The organism is Labrenzia sp. CP4 (assembly GCF_001579905.1).
GTDB lineage: Bacteria > Pseudomonadota > Alphaproteobacteria > Rhizobiales > Stappiaceae > Roseibium > Roseibium algicola.
The window spans coordinates 966,250-982,383 of the sequence record NZ_CP011927.1 but is presented as its reverse complement, the minus strand read 5'-3'; the positions used below and the strand labels follow the sequence as shown (position 1 = coordinate 982,383).

Below are 16,134 nucleotides of genomic sequence, written 5' to 3'. Positions count from 1 at the left end.
GGGCTTTCTGGTTTTGACGCCGATACGTTGCCAACACGGGGCTGGCTCAGCCGGGCACGAGACCCAGCTTCTCCCGCCGGGCAAAGCGCAGGTTCGCCAGCACCGCGACGGAGGCAAGGCCGCCCGCCAGGCCGCACCAGACACCGACCCCGCCCCATTCGGCGACAAAACCCAGTCCAAGCGACAGGCTGATGCCGACGACCCAATAGCCAAACAGGGCGTAGAAAAGCGGTATCGTGGTGTCGCCCAGGCCGCGCAGGTTATTGACACCGATAATCTGACCGCCATCGGCAAGCTGGAACAGTGCCGCGACCGTGAGGAACGAGACGCCATAGGCCATCACTTCCCTGGCTTCAGGGTCGCTGAGGTCGAGATATGCACCCACCAACTGCTCCGGGATCGTCCAGAACAGAATGGCAAATAGGCCCATGAACAGCATGGTCACGACCAACGCGGTCCAGCCGGCGCGGCCGACCCCCTTGTGGTCGTCCCGCCCGGAAGCAAGGCTGACGCGGGTCATGGCGGCCACGGACAGACCGACAGGCACCATGAAGGTGATGGATGCGATCTGCAGGGCGATGCCGTGACCGGCAAGCGGCAGCGTGCCCAGCCAGCCGATCATCACCGACGAGGCCGTGAACAGGGAGCCCTCTGCAATGATGGTCAGTGCAATCGGCGTTCCCAGCCGGACGATCTGGAAGAAGACAGGCCAGTCCGACCGCCAGATACGGCCAAGAATGTTGTAGCGCCGAAGCCTGGGGTGCAGCACGGCATACGCCAGCAGGAACAGGAATGTCGTTGTCGCACTGATGACCGAGGCAATCCCCGCTCCAACCAGTTCCAGGCGCGGGAAACCGAGTTCGCCGAAAATCAGCACATAATCCAGGAACGCATTCGCGATGGCACCGGCAATCGTCGCCCAGAGCACCACCTGCGTCCGCTCCATTACGGTCAGGAAGCCGCGCACGGCCATGATCAGCAGAGCCGGCAACATGGTCCATTGCAGATAGACCATGTAGACCCCCGCGAGCCTGGCCAGTTCCGGCTCCTGCCCCAGCATCAGCAGGATAGGCTCGATGAAGATCAGGATGCCCCAGACCGGGATGCAGAACAGGACGGAAATCCAGAAGCCCATGCGCACGGCCCGGCGCAGGTCGCGCAGCTTTCTCTGGCCACGGGCGCGGGCGGCAAGCGGAATCACCGCCTGCAGCACACCCATGCCGAAAAACCAGACCAGCATGTAGAAATTGAAGGCCAGCACGGAGGCAGCAAGCTCCTGCGCGCCGAGACGTCCGATCATCAGAACGTCCGTGGTATTGATGGCCATCTGGGCCAACTGGGCCCCGGCAAGCGGCAACCCCAGAGAAAGGGTAGGCCGTATGTCGCTCCGCCAAAGGGACTGGCTCTTGTCCGAATCGGGAGCCCTTGACGCGTTCTGCGCCATTGTTTCCTCCAACAATGTGGGCAAGGTCACGCCTTCTTGCACGAGGCTCTTTTGACCGGGGTGAGACATCCACCTCTAGTCGTGATACAGTCCGGTGTCCACACTTGTTCTACGGGTTGGGGACACGCTCCGGCGCAGGTGCCGGAATCCGATTTTGGCGGGTTTCTTTGCGAATGCCTGTGGACACATAGGGTTTGCTCTGGTATTAAGCGCGCCAAAGTGAGCGACGCGTCAGCGGCGATAAGGTCTCTGTACACAAGTGGATGCTTGGTTGATCGGTAAACCGATGGGCATTCGCATGTGTTTTTGAAACCACCGTAAGGTTCGTTGGCGAAGCCTCGCTTCCATCATGGTTATTCTTGCTGCGGATCCTCTGCAGCGCATCGAAAACGGGAAAAAACGCGTGCAGGTTCTGGTTCGCGACAACAATGTCGATCAAGCGCTGAAGGCGCTCAAGAAAAAGATGCAGCGCGAAGGCATCTTCCGTGAAATGAAACTTCGCGGTCACTTTGAAAAACCGTCTGAAAAGAAGGCGCGTGAAAAGGCTGAAGCAATTCGCCGTGCACGCAAGCTGGCTCGCAAGCGGGCACAGCGTGAAGGCCTGCTCCCGGGCAAGTCCGCTCGCCGCTAAGTTCGGCTTGAGCGTTTCTGGCGGGTTTGGCCGCCAATCTTCTCAAAACTGCCCTAAGGCCGACCGAAGTTCCGGTCGGCTTTTGGCGTTTTGCGGGGAATGCTTCCGGCTCGGTTCAAAGAGCGTGAAGCAGCCATACTCCCGCCCTATTGGAGGCAGATGAACGGCATGTCTAATCGCTTGACCCTTAGAGATCGTATGTGCCGCATGCGCAAGTTTCTGCCCCATGCAACGTTGCTTGGCCTTGCTGCCGTTCTGTCGGCCTGCACCACGGGCGTCTACGACGATGTGCCGACCAATGCTTCGGCCGGATCTTCGACCAACATCGCCTCTCTGACGGCGGTGATCGATGCCAATCCGAACGATGCAAGCGCCTACAGCACCCGCGGCATTGCCTACGGCCAGGCCGGCAAGCTGGACAAGGCGGTCGAGGACTTCAATCGGGCTCTGCAGCTCAACCCGCAGTCCTACCAGACCTATGCCAACCGCGGCCTTGTCTATCGCCGCATGGGCCAGAACGATCAGGCGGTCTCCGACTACACCCGCGCGATCAACATCAAGCCGGACTATGACGTGGCCTATGTCGGGCGTGGCAACATCTATCGCCAGCAGGGCAACTACAACGCTGCCCTTGCCGACTTCAATTCCGTCATCACCCGTGACAGCAGCGATGCCCGTGCGTTCTACAATCGCGGCCTGATCTACCAGGCGCAGAACCAGCATCAGCGCGCGATCGAGGACTTCGCGACCGCCATCGGCCTCAACCCGAAGGCAAGCGCTCCCTATATCGCTCGCGGCATCTCCTACATCGCTGTAAACGACCCGAACGCCGCCTTCTCGGATCTGTCGATGGCCGTCAACCTCGACCGGGATTCCGCTATTGCCTGGGCAAACCGGGGCCTCGCCCAGGAAATGCTCAACAATCCGAAGGATGCGCGCCGGAGCTACACCCGCGCGATCACGCTGGACAACTCCAACAAGATCGCCCGCGAAGGTCTTGGCCGCGTCGGCAACGGCTGATCCGGCCCAAACGTAAGCTTTCCAAAAGACCTGAAGTCATCATGTGCGGTGACTACCCAGACCTGTTTGCGGTGTCTCACCCGGTAACGGCTGAAGTTGGCCGAGGCACCACTCAGGCCGAATGGCTATCTAGAACGGTACTTCGGACCGGAAACAGATCCGCTCCCCATGCGCCGGATGGTGCAGTTCAAGCGTTTCGGCGTGAAGCGCAAGCCTGCTGGAGGCTGTCAGCGCCTCACCTTCCGAATAGAACCTGTCGCCTGTGATTGGATGCCCGAGCGAAAGCATGTGGACACGCAGTTGATGCGACCGTCCCGTATGGGGAAACAGCCGGACCCGCGTCGTCAGTTCTTTCCGCTCAAGTACCTTCCACCTGGTTTGCGCAGGTTTGCCAAACTCGAAGCTGACCATCTGCTTGGGCCTGTTCGGCCAGTCGCAAACGAGCGGCAGATCAATTTCTCCCTCGTCTTCTGACGGGCTCCCCCAGATATCGGCAATGTAGGTCTTGAGCGTCTTGCGCCGTTCGAACTGAAGCCCCAGATGCCGATGTGCTGCGGGGTTCCTTGCCAGAACCATGACACCGGACGTATCCATGTCGAGCCGGTGAACGATCCGCGCGTCTGGGAAGCGCTCCTGCGCGCGGCTTTCGACGCAGTCGCCATGTTCGGCAGCCTTGCCTGGCACGCTCAAGAGCCCGCTCGGCTTGTCGATCACCAGAAGATCGTCATCTGCGTGTAGAACCGTCAGAAACGGCTCCAGCGGCGGGGCATAGACAAAGGATGCTGGCGCGGCTTGGCTCATCGCACTTGGGGTCCAGGAACAAAAGGAAAAGGCGCGGATCTGACCGCGCCTTTCCAAAAACAGATGTGTTCGTCTGTGCTGGCCGGACCATGAAGGCCGGAGGCCAAGCTCAGACGGTCAGGATCGCCAGGATGCCGCTCAGAACGAAGACAGCTGCAGGCGGGATCCAGCCGGATGCACCCAGAGCCATGCCGACAGCGGTGGCAATGAGGGTTGCGATCAGCAGCAGCCAGCCAAAAACGGTAGCAGCGGTGCCGCCAAAGGCGAACATGATCAGGCAGACGACAATGGTCAGGACTGCGATCGTGCCGATCTTGGAGAAGTTGATGAACCCCTCGTAAGTCTGCTCGTGAGCGTCATAGTCCATTGCGGGCGCAGTTTCGTCAGACATGAAGTCCCCCAGGAAAATTCGATAGTCGGCAGCCTACATACAATAAAGACTGCCGGTTCGGCAATGACGGGAAGTGCACAATTCGTCACACGGGTCGCGACTTTTTGACAGCTTTGGCTTTGGCATCCCGTTCCGCACTGAAATCCTCCGCACAATCAGGCAGCATGTGAGGCTCCGGCAAGCCCGGCTGAAGCCAGTACATCGTTCTGGCGCTTGCGCACGGTTGCTGCTTCAAAACCGTCGATCTGCTCGTTGAACAGCTCAAAGAAATTGAGTTCCGCCCGCAGGTGCAGGAACACTCCGCCCAACCCGATTGCCGCCCGGTCCATGAAGACGAACTCCTGCGGCACCGTCAGCGGCCCCAGTTGCTTCAGGGCGGAATGAACGCGGAAGGCTTCCTTGCGTCCGTATTCGGCAGCCGACACGCCGTCCGCGATCGATCGGACGCGGTCACTGAGCAGAGGACCGTAGATGAACCTTGCCCAGATGTTGAGGACCTCGATGACTTCCTTCTTCAGGTCCTTGAAGCCCCAGCGCTCATAGGCCGCGACGACCCGATCGTCATTTTCTTCCAGCAGGCCACGATAGAGTTCGACAACGCCCTCGACAAACGCCTCGGGGAAGATGCGGATGCAGCCGTAGTCCAGCAGATTGATGCCCGCCGGAGCGCCTTCCTGCTCGAACACGGTGTAGTTGCCCAGATGTGGGTCACCGTGAATGACGCCGAAATGACTGAACGGATGCCACCAGGCATGGAACATGGTTCTGGCGAGCAGATTGCGCTCGTCCTGGCTGTGTTCCTTGTAGTCGAGCAGAGGTTTTCCGGTGAGCCACCCCATTGTGAGCAGGCGTTTGGTCGACAGCTCCGGGATCACTTCGGGTACGCGGATACGGTCGAAATCTCCCAGGATGCCATGATAGACGGCGATATGTGCCGCTTCCCTGGCATAGTCCAGCTCCTCGCGGACCCGGGCGCTGATTTCCTTGGCGATCTCGCGCGTATCGATGGCCGGGCTCATGCGCCGGTGCAATGAAAACAGCATCTGCAGTTGCTTGAGATCCGCCTCGACTGCAGAAGCCATGTCCGGATATTGCAGCTTGCAGGCCAGAACGCGCCCATCATGGCCGGTGGCCCGGTGCACCTGTCCAAGGGAAGCCGCCGCGGCCGGCTCCTTGCCGAATTCGGCAAACCGGCCTTGCCAGCCCGCACCGAGCTCGGCCCGCATCCGGCGTTTGACGAAGGCCCAGCCCATGGGCGGTGCACTGGCCTGCAGCTTGGCAAGTTCGGTCGTATATTCCGGCGGCAATGCATCCGGGATCGTCGACAAGAGCTGCGCCACCTTCATCAAGGGGCCTTTCAGCCCGCCAAGGGCCGCGGCCAATTCGGCCGCGTTCTTGGCATTGTCGAGTTCCATGCCGAACAACCGTGCCCCGGCCACCTTTGCGGCAATGCCACCCATGTTGGTGCCGACTTTGGCGTAGCGCCCCATGCGAGCGCTGAGGCGGTTGCTTTCACGGTCTTTGCTGTCGGCCATGCGGTGGCGGGCTCCCTTGTAACAACTGGCGTTCCGGGAACGCCCGATGCATTAAACCGTTGGATACGGTCTCCTGGCACTACATATGAACTACCGCAACAATATCCAGCTCCACCAGCCGCTATTCCGACGCAGGCGTCCAACAGCCCGGCAACGCCCGGCTATTTTCAGAAATAGCCGCTCCTGCCGATGTCCGCCAGCAGACCGCATTCTGCCGGCTGCCAGCCGAGCGCAGCCCGGGTCCTGTCGCAGGACGCAGGACCATCCATTCCGGCAAAGATACTCAGGAAGCCGAAATAGGATCCTGCGCCGTCCGGGGTGAGCGAGCGCACGGGAAGACCCAGCCCGTGGCCGATTGCCTCGGCGATTGCGCGAAAAGGAATGCCTTCTTCGCCGATTGCGTGAAAAGGACCATCTGTCTCCGGTGTTTCAAGTGCCAGACGATAAACCCTTGCCGCATCCAGACGGTGCACTGCTGGCCAGCGGTTTTCTCCATCGCCAACATAGGCGGCAAACCCCTTCTCCCGGGCGATGCCGATCAGCATCGGGACAAAACCATGATCACCCGGTCCATGAACCGAGAAAGGCAGACGGACCACCCTGGCGTTGATCCCGGCCTTCACCAACTCGGCCGCGGCGGCCTCGGTAGCTCTGGGATAGGCCGGTGAGGTTGGAACCGCCGGATCGGCTTCAGTTGCCACCGGTTCGGACCGGACAACGGCAACACCCGAGGTAACCAGCAGCGGCCGGTCTGTTCCGGATAGCCCCTCGCCGAGGGCCAGAATGGCGGCACGGTCTTCCTCACAGCTGGCGGCAAAGCGCGAAAAGTCATGATTGAACGCCGTGTGCACGACAGCGTCACTTGCTCTTGCTCCATCACGAAGGCTGTCGAGGTCCTCCAGTGACCCGATCTGCACTTGTGCTCCTTGAGACCGGAGGAGTGCAGCCCCCCTTTCCGATCGGCTGAGGCCAAGCACCTGATGGCCTGCCTGCAACAACTCCGAAACGACGGCGGAGCCAACAAATCCTGTTGCGCCGGTAACGAATACTCGCATGAAAACACTCCGTTGGTTGAACGGCGAGCAGTCTTGCGGCAATATTTATCCAGTTAAAGTAGTGACTTTATACAGGTATAATGACTGACAGGATAAGATGGCGGATATCCAGGAAGACAATAGACTGGGCCGGTTTCTGAAGGATCGCAGGGCAAAACTGGATCCCGCCGCATTCGGCATTCCCCTAACCCGCCGGCGAACGCCGGGCCTGAGGCGCGAAGAAGTCGCACAACGCGCGAATGTAAGCGTCACCTGGTACACATGGCTTGAACAGGGGCGTGGCGGTGCGCCTTCGGCCGACGTCCTTGACCGGGTTTCAAAGGCCTTGATGCTGACGGATGTCGAACGCGAGCATCTTTATCTTATCGGGCTCGGCCGTGCCCCTGACGTTCGCTACCAACCACAGCAAGGCGTGTCGCCCCGGCTTCAGAACGTTCTGGATGCCCTGGAACAGACCCCTGCCATGATCAGGACCCACACTTGGGACGTCGTTGCCTGGAACCGCGCTTCTTCGGCCGTCCTGACCGACTACGCCAGCTTGCCCCCCGGCGAACGCAACATTTTGCGGCTGATCTTCAGCGACCCGAGGGTCCGCAATATTCAGGCGGATTGGGAAAGCGTCGCCCGTTTCGTCGTCGGTGCTTTTCGAGCCGATGTGGTACGCGCCGGTGCCGCATATGAAACCACAACCCTGGTAGAGGAATTGTGCCAGCTGAGCCCGGATTTCGAACGCCTGTGGAAGGACCATGACGTCCTCGCCTCAGACGACCTTACCAAGCGGCTGAAACACCCTGTGGCCGGCTGGATGAACCTTGAATGTTCGACCTTTGCCGTCGACGGCCGTGCGGACCTTGCGATGATGGTCTACCACCCGGCGAGCGCTGAAGACCGGGAAAAGGTCAGGGCACTGATTGACGCTCAGCACACAGCACGATCTTCCGCTAGCCGAGACTGATTTTTTCCAGCGCCCGGGCCAGATCGTCCCGTGTTGCCACAAGGCCCTTGTAGGCAAGCTGATCCGGATCAAGCGCAAGAAGCTGCTTGCGGAGCCCTTTCGCCAGCCCTGCGCGCCCTTCCTGCGCTTCCAGTGCCGCCAACGGATCGTGATGGATCTTGATAGTGAACAGGATATCGCCGGACCCGGGCAGGCGCCGCAAGGTTTGCCGCTCGACCCGGAGGAAAAGCTGGGCCAGTGCACCGTCGTCAATCTTGACGCGGATCTGTTTCGGCAAGGGATGGTGAAGATCGCCGTCGGGATAGATCGACCAGTTGAAGCGCTCCAGAAACTGTCCGGCTTTCAGATTGTCGAATATCCGGGCCACCATCATTCCCATGCGGCTTCCGTTGAAGCCGGGAACATTGTCATGAATGCCCGTCATGGACTGGCCGAACTTCTCCGCCAGAGACCAGGACGAGGGAAAACAGAGCGCGGCAGCCGTGAGCCTGTAGCCGTCCTGCCCGGGCCGCATCAAGACAAGATCTTCCTGCACAAGACTTGCAGCCGTTACGAGTGCGGGAGCCCCGGCAAGCGGGATACGCGCGCCGTTGGCGACAATCTCGACTTCGGCATCCCCGACCCGGTGGGTATCTGCATGAAACCGCGAGAGGTTTTCCGTGAGGAGGCCCAGGACCTCCTGCTGCGCGGCATCTGTGTCCGGCTCTGCACGGAAAACCGTTTCCAGATGATCGGAAAACAGCCGTTTCTTCTCACCCAGATGCTTCACCAGAAAGGGATCGGGTTCCAGCCAGGTCTCCTCACCGATCGGCTTCAGACCGACGGTGAAAGGCTGGCTGGTGCCGTCATAGGGCGTGTGGTGGAAGGGTGGCAACGCTGGCCGTGTCATCGGAAACCGCGTCAAGCCTCTTCCAGAGCTTCGAGTTCGTCGATGATCCGCTCGATCACCGACAGGCCCTTTTTCCAGAAATCCGGATCGACCGCGCTCAGTCCGAACGGCGCCAGAAGTTCGGAATGGTGTTTGGTACCACCAGCCTTCAGCAGATCGAAATACTTCTCCTGGAAGCCGGTTTCCGCTTCCTCGTAAACCGCATAAAGCGAGTTCACCAGGCAATCGCCAAAGGCATAAGCATAGACATAGAACGGCGAATGGATGAAGTGCGGAATATAGGTCCAGAAGGTTTCATAGCCTTCGCTCAACTTGATCGCCGGACCGAGGCTTTCGCCCTGCACGGACAGCCACAATTCACCGATCTTGTCCGACGTCAGCTCGCCATTGCGCCGTTCCGTGTGAACCTTGCGCTCAAAGGTATAGAAGGCGATCTGGCGCACCACGGTGTTGATCATGTCCTCCGCCTTGGAGGCCAGCATCACCTTGCGGGTCTGCGGGTTGTCCGCCTTGGCAAGCAGGGATTTGAACGTCAGCATCTCGCCGAAGACACTGGCCGTTTCCGCCAGGGTCAGCGGTGTCGGCGCCATCAGCGGTCCGTTGGGTGCCGCCAGCACCTGGTGAACACCGTGGCCCAGTTCATGGGCAAGGGTCATTACGTCACGGATCTTGCCCTGGTAGTTGACCAATACATAGGGGTGCGCGCTTGGCACTGTCGGATGGGCAAAGGCACCGGGCGCCTTGCCGGAGCGGGCCGGCGCATCGATCCAGCGCCGGTCGAAGAACCGGCCTGCGATTTCCGCCATGTCGGGTGAAAAGGCGCTGTAGGCGGACAGCACCGTGTCCTTCGCTTCGTCCCAGGGGATCACTCGCGTGTCGGCATTCGGCAGAGGTGCGTTACGGTCCCAGGTGTTGAGCTGGTCCATGCCCAGCCACTTTGCCTTCAGCTTGTAGTAGCGATGCGACAGGCGCGGATAGGCATCGCGCACGGCCGCCACCAGCGCATCGACAACTTCCCGCTCGACACGATTGGAAAGATGGCGGCTGTCGGCAATGTCCGTGAAATTCCGCCAGCGGTCGGAAATTTCCTTGTCCTTGGCCAGCGTGTTGGTGATCAGCGTGAAGGTGCGCAGGTTTTCCTTGAAGGTCTGCGTCAGAGCTTCCGACGCCTTGCGGCGGGTATCGGGCGAAGGATCCACGAGCATGTTGAGCGTCGGTTCAATCGACAGTTCCTGACCGTCGACATCGAAGGTCAGCGAGGCCATCGTCTCGTCGAAGAGCCTGTTCCAGGCACCCGCGCCCGTGACGGACTTTTCGTGGAACAGTTGCTCCACCCGGTCTTCCAGCTGATAGGGCTTGCCTTTGCGCAGATCCTCGATCCACGGCAGGTAATGTGCAAACTGGCTGTCCTGAAGCGCAGTTTCCATCACGCCGTCATCGATCTTGTTCATCTCCAGCGTGAAGAACAGAAGATGCGAACTTGCTGTCGTGATCTGCTCCTGCACATCGCCATAGAATTTCTGCGATGCGGGTTTGATCGTGTTTTCCGAATAGACAAGGCCGGCGAAGGAAATCAGCCTGCCCATCAGGTCTTCAAGTTCCTCATAGGCGCGAATTGCGGTGACCAGCGCAGAAACGTTGCTCTGCGCCATTTCGGCCAGTCGCCCCTTGTAGGACGTCTCGAACGTTTTCGACCGCTCCAGGATCTCCTTCAGGTCGGCAGCAACCTCCGGCGCGTCGACCGCGGGATAGAGATCCGTGAGGTCCCATTCGGGAAGCGCTCCGAGATCTCCTGAAGCGGCGGCCTGGGGGGCATGGACGGGATGTGGGATGGGCAAGTTTCTTCTCCGGTGCGCCTGCGGACGAACGGGTCCGGCAATCTTCTGTTGTTAGAATTAGTAGGCCGGGAAAAGGCCCGCCTGCAATCTGACTGTGAAAACTTTTTTGCCTGCACTTGGACGATTTGTTTACCCAATTGCGACCAGAATGGTTCGAAACGAGACAATTCGGGACGAGCGAAACCGCCAATGCAAGCACTCAGCGGCAAAATTCTCATTGTTGACGACGATCCCATCCAGCGCAGGTTGCTTCAGGAAGCCGTGAAAAAATTCGGTTACCGGTCGAAAACGGCCGAGAATGGTGCCGAAGCGGTGCGCATCATGTCGAGCCCGGAAGCCAGCGAGATCGACCTGATCATTCTCGACATGGTGATGCCCGAGCTCGACGGTCTGGGCGTTCTGGAACGTTTGCGCTCCGACAAGAACGCAACGCCGGTCATCGTTCAGACCGCCCACGGCGGCATCGATACCGTGGTCAACGTCATGAATGCGGGCGCTCAGGATTTCGTGGTCAAACCGGTGGCGCCGGAACGGCTCAATGTCTCGATCCGCAATCTTTTGAAGACATCCGCTCTGGAAGGCGAAATCACCCGGATCCGCAAACAGGCATCGGGCACACTGACCTTCGCCGACATCATTACCCACTCGCCGGCCATGGAACGGGTGATCAATCTGGGCAAGAGAGCCGCCGCGTCGAACATTCCGATCCTGATCGAAGGGGAAAGCGGCGTCGGCAAGGAAATGATCGCCAGCGCCATTCAGGGATCCAGCGACCGCAAGTCCAAACCTCTGGTCACGGTCAACTGCGGTGCGATCCCCGACAATCTGGTCGAATCGATTCTCTTCGGCCACGAGAAGGGCGCGTTCACCGGCGCGGTCGACAAGCATGTCGGCAAGTTTCAGGAAGCTCATGGCGGAACGCTGTTCCTGGACGAGGTTGGCGAGCTGCCTCAGGAAGTTCAGGTCAAGCTGCTGCGCGCCCTGCAGGAAAGCGAGATCGACCCGATCGGCGCTCGCCGCCCGGTGAAAGTGGATTTCCGTCTGATCTCGGCAACCAACCGCCGCCTGATCGACCAGGTGAAGGAAGGTGTCTTCCGGGAAGACCTTTATTACCGGCTCAACGTTTTCCCGATCTGGATCCCGCCGTTGCGCGACCGGCGAGAGGACATTCCCGCGCTCACCCGCCATTTCCTGGCCCGTTTCGCGGCAGAGGAAGGCAAGCCTCAGGTGGCCGGCGTCACCGCGGACACGCTCGCGATGCTCCAGGAGTATCACTGGCCGGGCAATATCAGGCAGCTGGAGAACGCGGTATTCCGCGCTGTCGTCTTGTGCGACGGCCCGCAATTGACGATCAACGATTTCCCGCAGGTTGCCGCGGCAACGGAACAGACCGCGTCTCCGGGCGCAACGCTCCAGCCTCAGGTACGGATGGCCTACCCAGACCGATTGTCCGGAGGCGATCTTGCCGCAGCGCCGGTCCGCCCGAGCGAACCCTCGGTTCCACCGCACCACACCCCCTCGGCTCCCGCCCCTCAGGCAGGTTTTGAGCAAGCGGCACCCTTCGGTTTCATGCGCAACCTCGATCAGGAGGGCCATGTCCGCAAGTTGACCGATATCGAGGAGGAACTGATTCGCGCAGCGATCAATCATTATTCCGGACGCATGACAGAAGTTGCCAAACGGTTGGGAATCGGCCGATCCACGCTCTATCGCAAGCTCAAGGAATACGGATTGGACGAGAGCGGCAAGGACGCGGCAGCCTGAATTGAGGCAAATCATAGCGCAAACTGTCGATTTCGACGATATTTTGACGCATTCTCCGGGTAACCACCGCTACCGGAGCGTTTTTGCACTACGCGCTTGCGCCGTTGCAGTTCTGCAACGATTATCAGCGAAGCGAAAATAGGGTAAAAACTTCTTAACCTGCGGCAGCTAGGCTATGCATCCTGCTGGGGAGCACGGGATGGGTGAAAGCCCTCTGAAAACGGCGAGATAGAGATTGCGTACACGGTTAGTTGATTTCGACGCCGTCGGTTGGCTGAAGCGTGCCGCGAAAGCGGCCTGCGCGTTTGCTGTCGTGTCTGCGTGCCTGGTGACCTTTGCCCAGGCCGAGACGCGTACCCTGAAGCTGTACAACACGCATACCAAAGAGCGTGTGTCGATTACTTTCAAGAAAAACGGCCGCTATCTGCCGGATGGTCTGCGCGAAGCCAACCGCTTCCTGCGCGACTGGCGCCGTAACGAAATGACCAAGATCGATCCGGAACTGCTGGATCTGGTCTGGGAAGTATACCAGAAGGTGGGCGCAAGCCAGCCGATCCACGTCGTCTCCAGCTACCGGTCTCCCGCAACCAACAACATGCTGCGCAAGCGGTCCTCTGGCGTTGCCAAGAACAGCCAGCACACGCTCGGCAAGGCGATGGACTTTTTCATTCCCGGCGTGAAACTTGCCACCCTGCGTGCCACCGGCCTGCGCAAGGAAGTGGGCGGCGTCGGCTATTATCCGAGATCCGGTTCCCCCTTCGTGCACATGGACACCGGCAGTGTCCGTCACTGGCCGCGCATGAGCCGTTCCGAACTGGCTCGCGTGTTCCCGGACGGCAAGACACTTCACTTTCCGTCCGACGGCAAACCTATGAGCGGCTACAAGGTTGCGCTCGCCGAAAGCAAGTCCGGCCGGTCGAGAAGTTCCAAACCGACGATCGTCGCGTCCAACACGCGCTCAAGCTCTTCCAATGGCCTGAGCACGCGTGACCAGAATCTGACCCGCCCGGGCAAACCGATTCCGGTAACCGCGCAGGATGACAATGCGTCCTCCGGTGGCGGCAACCTGTTTGCCAGCCTCTTTGGCGGCGGCAACAACCGTGACAACACATCCAAGCGTCCGGGCGCAGTTGGCAACACGCCGCCGGCACCGGTTGCCGAAGCCCCGGCTGTGGTGATCGAAAATCCGCCTGTTCCCAGCCGGAAGTTCCTGGAAAGCGAACCGGAAGCACCGGCAGCAGCACCGATTGTCGTGGCCAGCAACGCGCCGATCGTGAAACCGCCTGCGGATATTCCCGCCGTGGCGGCAAGCAAGACGCCTCCGCCTGCACCGAACACGCTTGATGCACAGCGGTTTGCAATCGAGACCGGGCAACCGAGCGCGCCGACACAAGGTGCGAACCCGGTTCCCGAGAAAGCAATCGACTCGCGGTTCCAGGTAGCTTCGCGCACGCCGCAGCAGAAACCCAGCAAGGGTCTTAGCGATGCTGCCAAGGTTGCAGCGGCTAATCTCGGCCTGACCGGCGATGTCCCCGTTCCGGGCTCCGCTCCGACCGATGATCCGGTCGCAGCCATTGCCGCGGCAACGGGTACCTCCGTACCTTCTCCGGTGCCTGCACCGCGTTCGGAAACGACGCTTGCCTATGCCTCGGCCTCTGCAGCACCGACGAGCCTGAGCCGCTCTCTGCGTCCGTCGGCAAGCGAACCGGCACGGGCACAGGCCAATCGGCCGGCAACCGGCGCCACCGCCAAGACAGCCCCTGCACGTCAGCAGTCCGTTTCAGGCCGGATCCCGCGTGATCAGATTGTCGATCCGCTTGCCGGGTTTGCAAGCCTGCCGGACAAATCCGCTCCGACGCTTCTGTCCGGCGCAGGCACCACGCGTCATCAGACCTTCGCGTGGCTCAGCCATCCCAACCAGCGCCAGCTGAAGAATGTGATGATGCCGGGCAACCGCTTTGTCTCCGCCAGCTTTGAAAACAATCCTTACGGCGACCTGCGCACTGACCGGTTCGACGGTCCGGCAGTGGTCATCCTTCCGGTACGCTTCGCGCGCTGAAGCGTCGGCCATTGAAAGATTGAGCATAAAAAAAGAGCGGCTTTTCAGCCGCTCTTTTTTCTTGTCGTGAACCGCGGTTACCGCAGCTTGTCAGCCTTCGCCGCCGCCAGCACCACCAGCCATGCCAAGTGCATGCAGGTAGAGGTCGAGAACCGCCTCTTCCTCTTCACGCTCATGCGGCTGCTTCTTGCGCAGGGAAACGACCTTCCGCAGGATCTTGACGTCAAAGCCGTTGCCCTTGGCTTCGGCATAGACGTCCTTGATGTCATCGGAGATGACTTTCTTTTCTTCTTCAAGACGCTCGATACGCTCTACAAACGCGCGCAGCTGGTCGCCTGCCACTCCACCGGGATCGGACATGTTTTCTGTTTCTCCTTCTCGTACTTCCTTGTCGCGCAGTGCGCGGTCTCAATGGCCGCGGCTGATATGAGCCGCCGTCAATAACCTGGCCGTGCGTTGCCAGACTCCGCATTGGCCGTCAAGCAGCCAAGCAAGCCGAAGCACCCCCGGCTCAGTGTTGGGGTTTGTTCTTTTCAAAGGCGGCCTGCTGATCCGCAGTCGCCTCGGTCTGGTATTTGGCCTTCCAATCGTCGTAAGGCATGCCGTAGACGATTTCGCGGGCCTCGGATTTTTCCAGGGAAACGCCCTTGCCCTGCGCCGCGTCCTGATACCAGTTGGACAGGCAGTTACGGCAGAAACCGGCCAGATTCATCATGTCGATGTTCTGAACGTCCGTCCGTCCACGCAGATGTTCCACAAGGCGTCTGAAAACCGCAGCTTCCAGTTCGAGTTTCGTCTGATCGTCCATCCCGAAGGTCTCCCTGTCCCGGACCGGTGGCCCGGCCTTAAGCAGCGTCGCTGCGCGACTTGAAATGCTGGATCCGCCGGCAGTCGGACATGCCGGCAATTTTTCTCAGAACCGGCTCGAGTCGGTCCGCCCATTCAACCGCTCCAGCCGCGTCGGCAATCAGATCCTGCCGCAGTTCCAGAAGCGCATGCGCCACTCCCCGGCGGGTTGCGTGCCGGTACATTGTGTCGTTTTTGAGAGCCCCGTCGTAGGGTTCATTGTCACCGACGACGATGTCTTCCTGCGCTCTCAAGCCTTCAAGCATGGGCTGAACGGCTCGTGGGTCGCTGTCCCACAGAACGGTGACATGCCAGGGCCGCGGCACGCCGCGCCAGACCGGCGTGAAACTGTGAATGGAGACGATCACCGGCGGCTCACTCACTTCCATCATGGCATCCAGCGTCTGGTCGATGAGGTCGTGATAGGGTTTGTGGAACCGGTCGATGCGGATCGCCCGCTCCTTCGTGTCGACCTTTGCATTGCCCGGCACGACGGCACCGTCCGACAGGCGCATGATCAGCGTAGGGTCGTCATCGCCCCGGTTCGGATCGATCAGCAGCCGAGAATAGGTGGTCAGGCAAGCTGGTGCATTGAGTCGCTTTGCAAGTTCGAGCGTGACCGCGCGCGCACCGATGTCATAACCGATATGGCGTTCGAACTGTTCGGCCGGAACGCCGAGATCGCCATAAGGCTCAGGGACCGTGTTGCGGGCGTGATCGCACAAGAGCAGCAATCCGGAAGTAAAATCGCCCTTTACGTATTCGGTCGGCTGAAAGGCCCGGCCGGTTTCGGCTGCTGGTTCTATCATGTCTCGCTTCGTGGAAACTTTTATGGCTCGCTATCGCGCAGGCGGTCAGGTTTACGGCAAACCGGCGAAGGAACCAAGCCCGAAAACACCGCTTTCC

General features: G+C 60.1%; 15 protein-coding genes. 5 read left to right on the top strand and 10 right to left on the bottom strand.

Annotation, left to right across the window (positions count from 1 at the left end; genetic code table 11):
• Positions 1-46: 46 nt before the first annotated feature.
• Positions 47-1,444, bottom strand: coding sequence for an MATE family efflux transporter (locus ACP90_RS04615; protein WP_062487024.1), 1,398 nt, complete (start codon positions 1,442-1,444; stop codon positions 47-49).
• Positions 1,445-1,847: 403 nt separating this feature from the next.
• On the opposite strand from ACP90_RS04615, the gene rpsU reads away from it, so the two are divergent.
• Entirely contained in the window at positions 1,848-2,075 is a 228-nt protein-coding gene (gene rpsU / locus ACP90_RS04610) for a 30S ribosomal protein S21 (RefSeq protein WP_008188883.1), read from the top strand.
• Positions 2,076-2,243: 168 nt separating this feature from the next.
• On the top strand, positions 2,244-3,095 hold the full coding sequence (locus ACP90_RS04605; protein ID WP_208984760.1) for a tetratricopeptide repeat protein: 852 nt from the start codon (positions 2,244-2,246) through the stop codon (positions 3,093-3,095).
• Positions 3,096-3,224: 129 nt separating this feature from the next.
• On the opposite strand, the gene ACP90_RS04600 is transcribed toward ACP90_RS04605, so the two are convergent.
• From ACP90_RS04600 to ACP90_RS04585, 4 genes are all read right to left on the bottom strand, one after another.
• On the bottom strand, positions 3,225-3,896 hold the full coding sequence (locus ACP90_RS04600; RefSeq protein WP_062487022.1) for an RluA family pseudouridine synthase: 672 nt from the start codon (positions 3,894-3,896) through the stop codon (positions 3,225-3,227).
• 109 nt (positions 3,897-4,005) lie between these two features.
• Positions 4,006-4,287: an aa3-type cytochrome c oxidase subunit IV gene (locus ACP90_RS04595; RefSeq protein WP_023003505.1), complete on the bottom strand. Its 282-nt coding sequence runs from the start codon at positions 4,285-4,287 to the stop codon at positions 4,006-4,008.
• Positions 4,288-4,442: 155 nt separating this feature from the next.
• Positions 4,443-5,822 (bottom strand): AarF/ABC1/UbiB kinase family protein, encoded by a 1,380-nt coding sequence (locus ACP90_RS04590; protein WP_062487020.1) that lies wholly within the window; start codon positions 5,820-5,822, stop codon positions 4,443-4,445.
• Between the two features lie 167 nt (positions 5,823-5,989).
• Complete coding sequence (locus tag ACP90_RS04585) at positions 5,990-6,877, bottom strand: SDR family oxidoreductase (protein WP_062487018.1); 888 nt, start codon at positions 6,875-6,877, stop codon at positions 5,990-5,992.
• 97 nt (positions 6,878-6,974) lie between these two features.
• Between ACP90_RS04585 and ACP90_RS04580 the strand changes: the two genes are divergently transcribed.
• Positions 6,975-7,832, top strand: coding sequence for a helix-turn-helix transcriptional regulator (locus tag ACP90_RS04580; RefSeq protein WP_062487016.1), 858 nt, complete (start codon positions 6,975-6,977; stop codon positions 7,830-7,832).
• On the opposite strand, the gene ACP90_RS04575 is transcribed toward ACP90_RS04580, so the two are convergent.
• Both ACP90_RS04575 and ACP90_RS04570 read right to left on the bottom strand, forming a co-directional pair.
• Positions 7,819-8,721, bottom strand: coding sequence for a DUF3445 domain-containing protein (locus ACP90_RS04575; RefSeq protein WP_062487014.1), 903 nt, complete (start codon positions 8,719-8,721; stop codon positions 7,819-7,821). The two genes, ACP90_RS04580 and ACP90_RS04575, sit on opposite strands and share 14 nt — an antisense overlap.
• A gap of 11 nt (positions 8,722-8,732) precedes the next feature.
• Positions 8,733-10,559: a M3 family oligoendopeptidase gene (locus ACP90_RS04570; RefSeq protein WP_201030453.1), complete on the bottom strand. Its 1,827-nt coding sequence runs from the start codon at positions 10,557-10,559 to the stop codon at positions 8,733-8,735.
• A gap of 189 nt (positions 10,560-10,748) precedes the next feature.
• On the opposite strand from ACP90_RS04570, the gene ACP90_RS04565 reads away from it, so the two are divergent.
• Positions 10,749-12,323, top strand: a complete 1,575-nt coding sequence (locus tag ACP90_RS04565; RefSeq protein ID WP_062487013.1) for a sigma-54 dependent transcriptional regulator — start codon at positions 10,749-10,751, stop codon at positions 12,321-12,323.
• A 235-nt stretch (positions 12,324-12,558) separates the two neighbouring features.
• Positions 12,559-14,382: a DUF882 domain-containing protein gene (locus ACP90_RS04560; RefSeq protein ID WP_082809661.1), complete on the top strand. Its 1,824-nt coding sequence runs from the start codon at positions 12,559-12,561 to the stop codon at positions 14,380-14,382.
• Positions 14,383-14,472: 90 nt separating this feature from the next.
• Here the strand turns inward: ACP90_RS04560 and ACP90_RS04555 are convergent, their stop codons facing one another.
• The 3 genes from ACP90_RS04555 to ACP90_RS04545 all read right to left on the bottom strand — a co-directional run bounded on the left by ACP90_RS04555 (position 14,473) and on the right by ACP90_RS04545 (position 16,037).
• Entirely contained in the window at positions 14,473-14,742 is a 270-nt protein-coding gene (locus ACP90_RS04555) for a DUF2312 domain-containing protein (protein ID WP_031270542.1), read from the bottom strand.
• 151 nt (positions 14,743-14,893) lie between these two features.
• Positions 14,894-15,190, bottom strand: coding sequence for a DUF1244 domain-containing protein (locus ACP90_RS04550; RefSeq protein WP_062487011.1), 297 nt, complete (start codon positions 15,188-15,190; stop codon positions 14,894-14,896).
• A 37-nt stretch (positions 15,191-15,227) separates the two neighbouring features.
• Positions 15,228-16,037 carry an N-formylglutamate amidohydrolase gene (locus tag ACP90_RS04545; RefSeq protein ID WP_062487009.1) on the bottom strand — a complete coding sequence of 270 codons (810 nt, stop codon included), beginning with the start codon at positions 16,035-16,037 and terminating at the stop codon, positions 15,228-15,230.
• Positions 16,038-16,134: the final 97 nt, after the last annotated feature.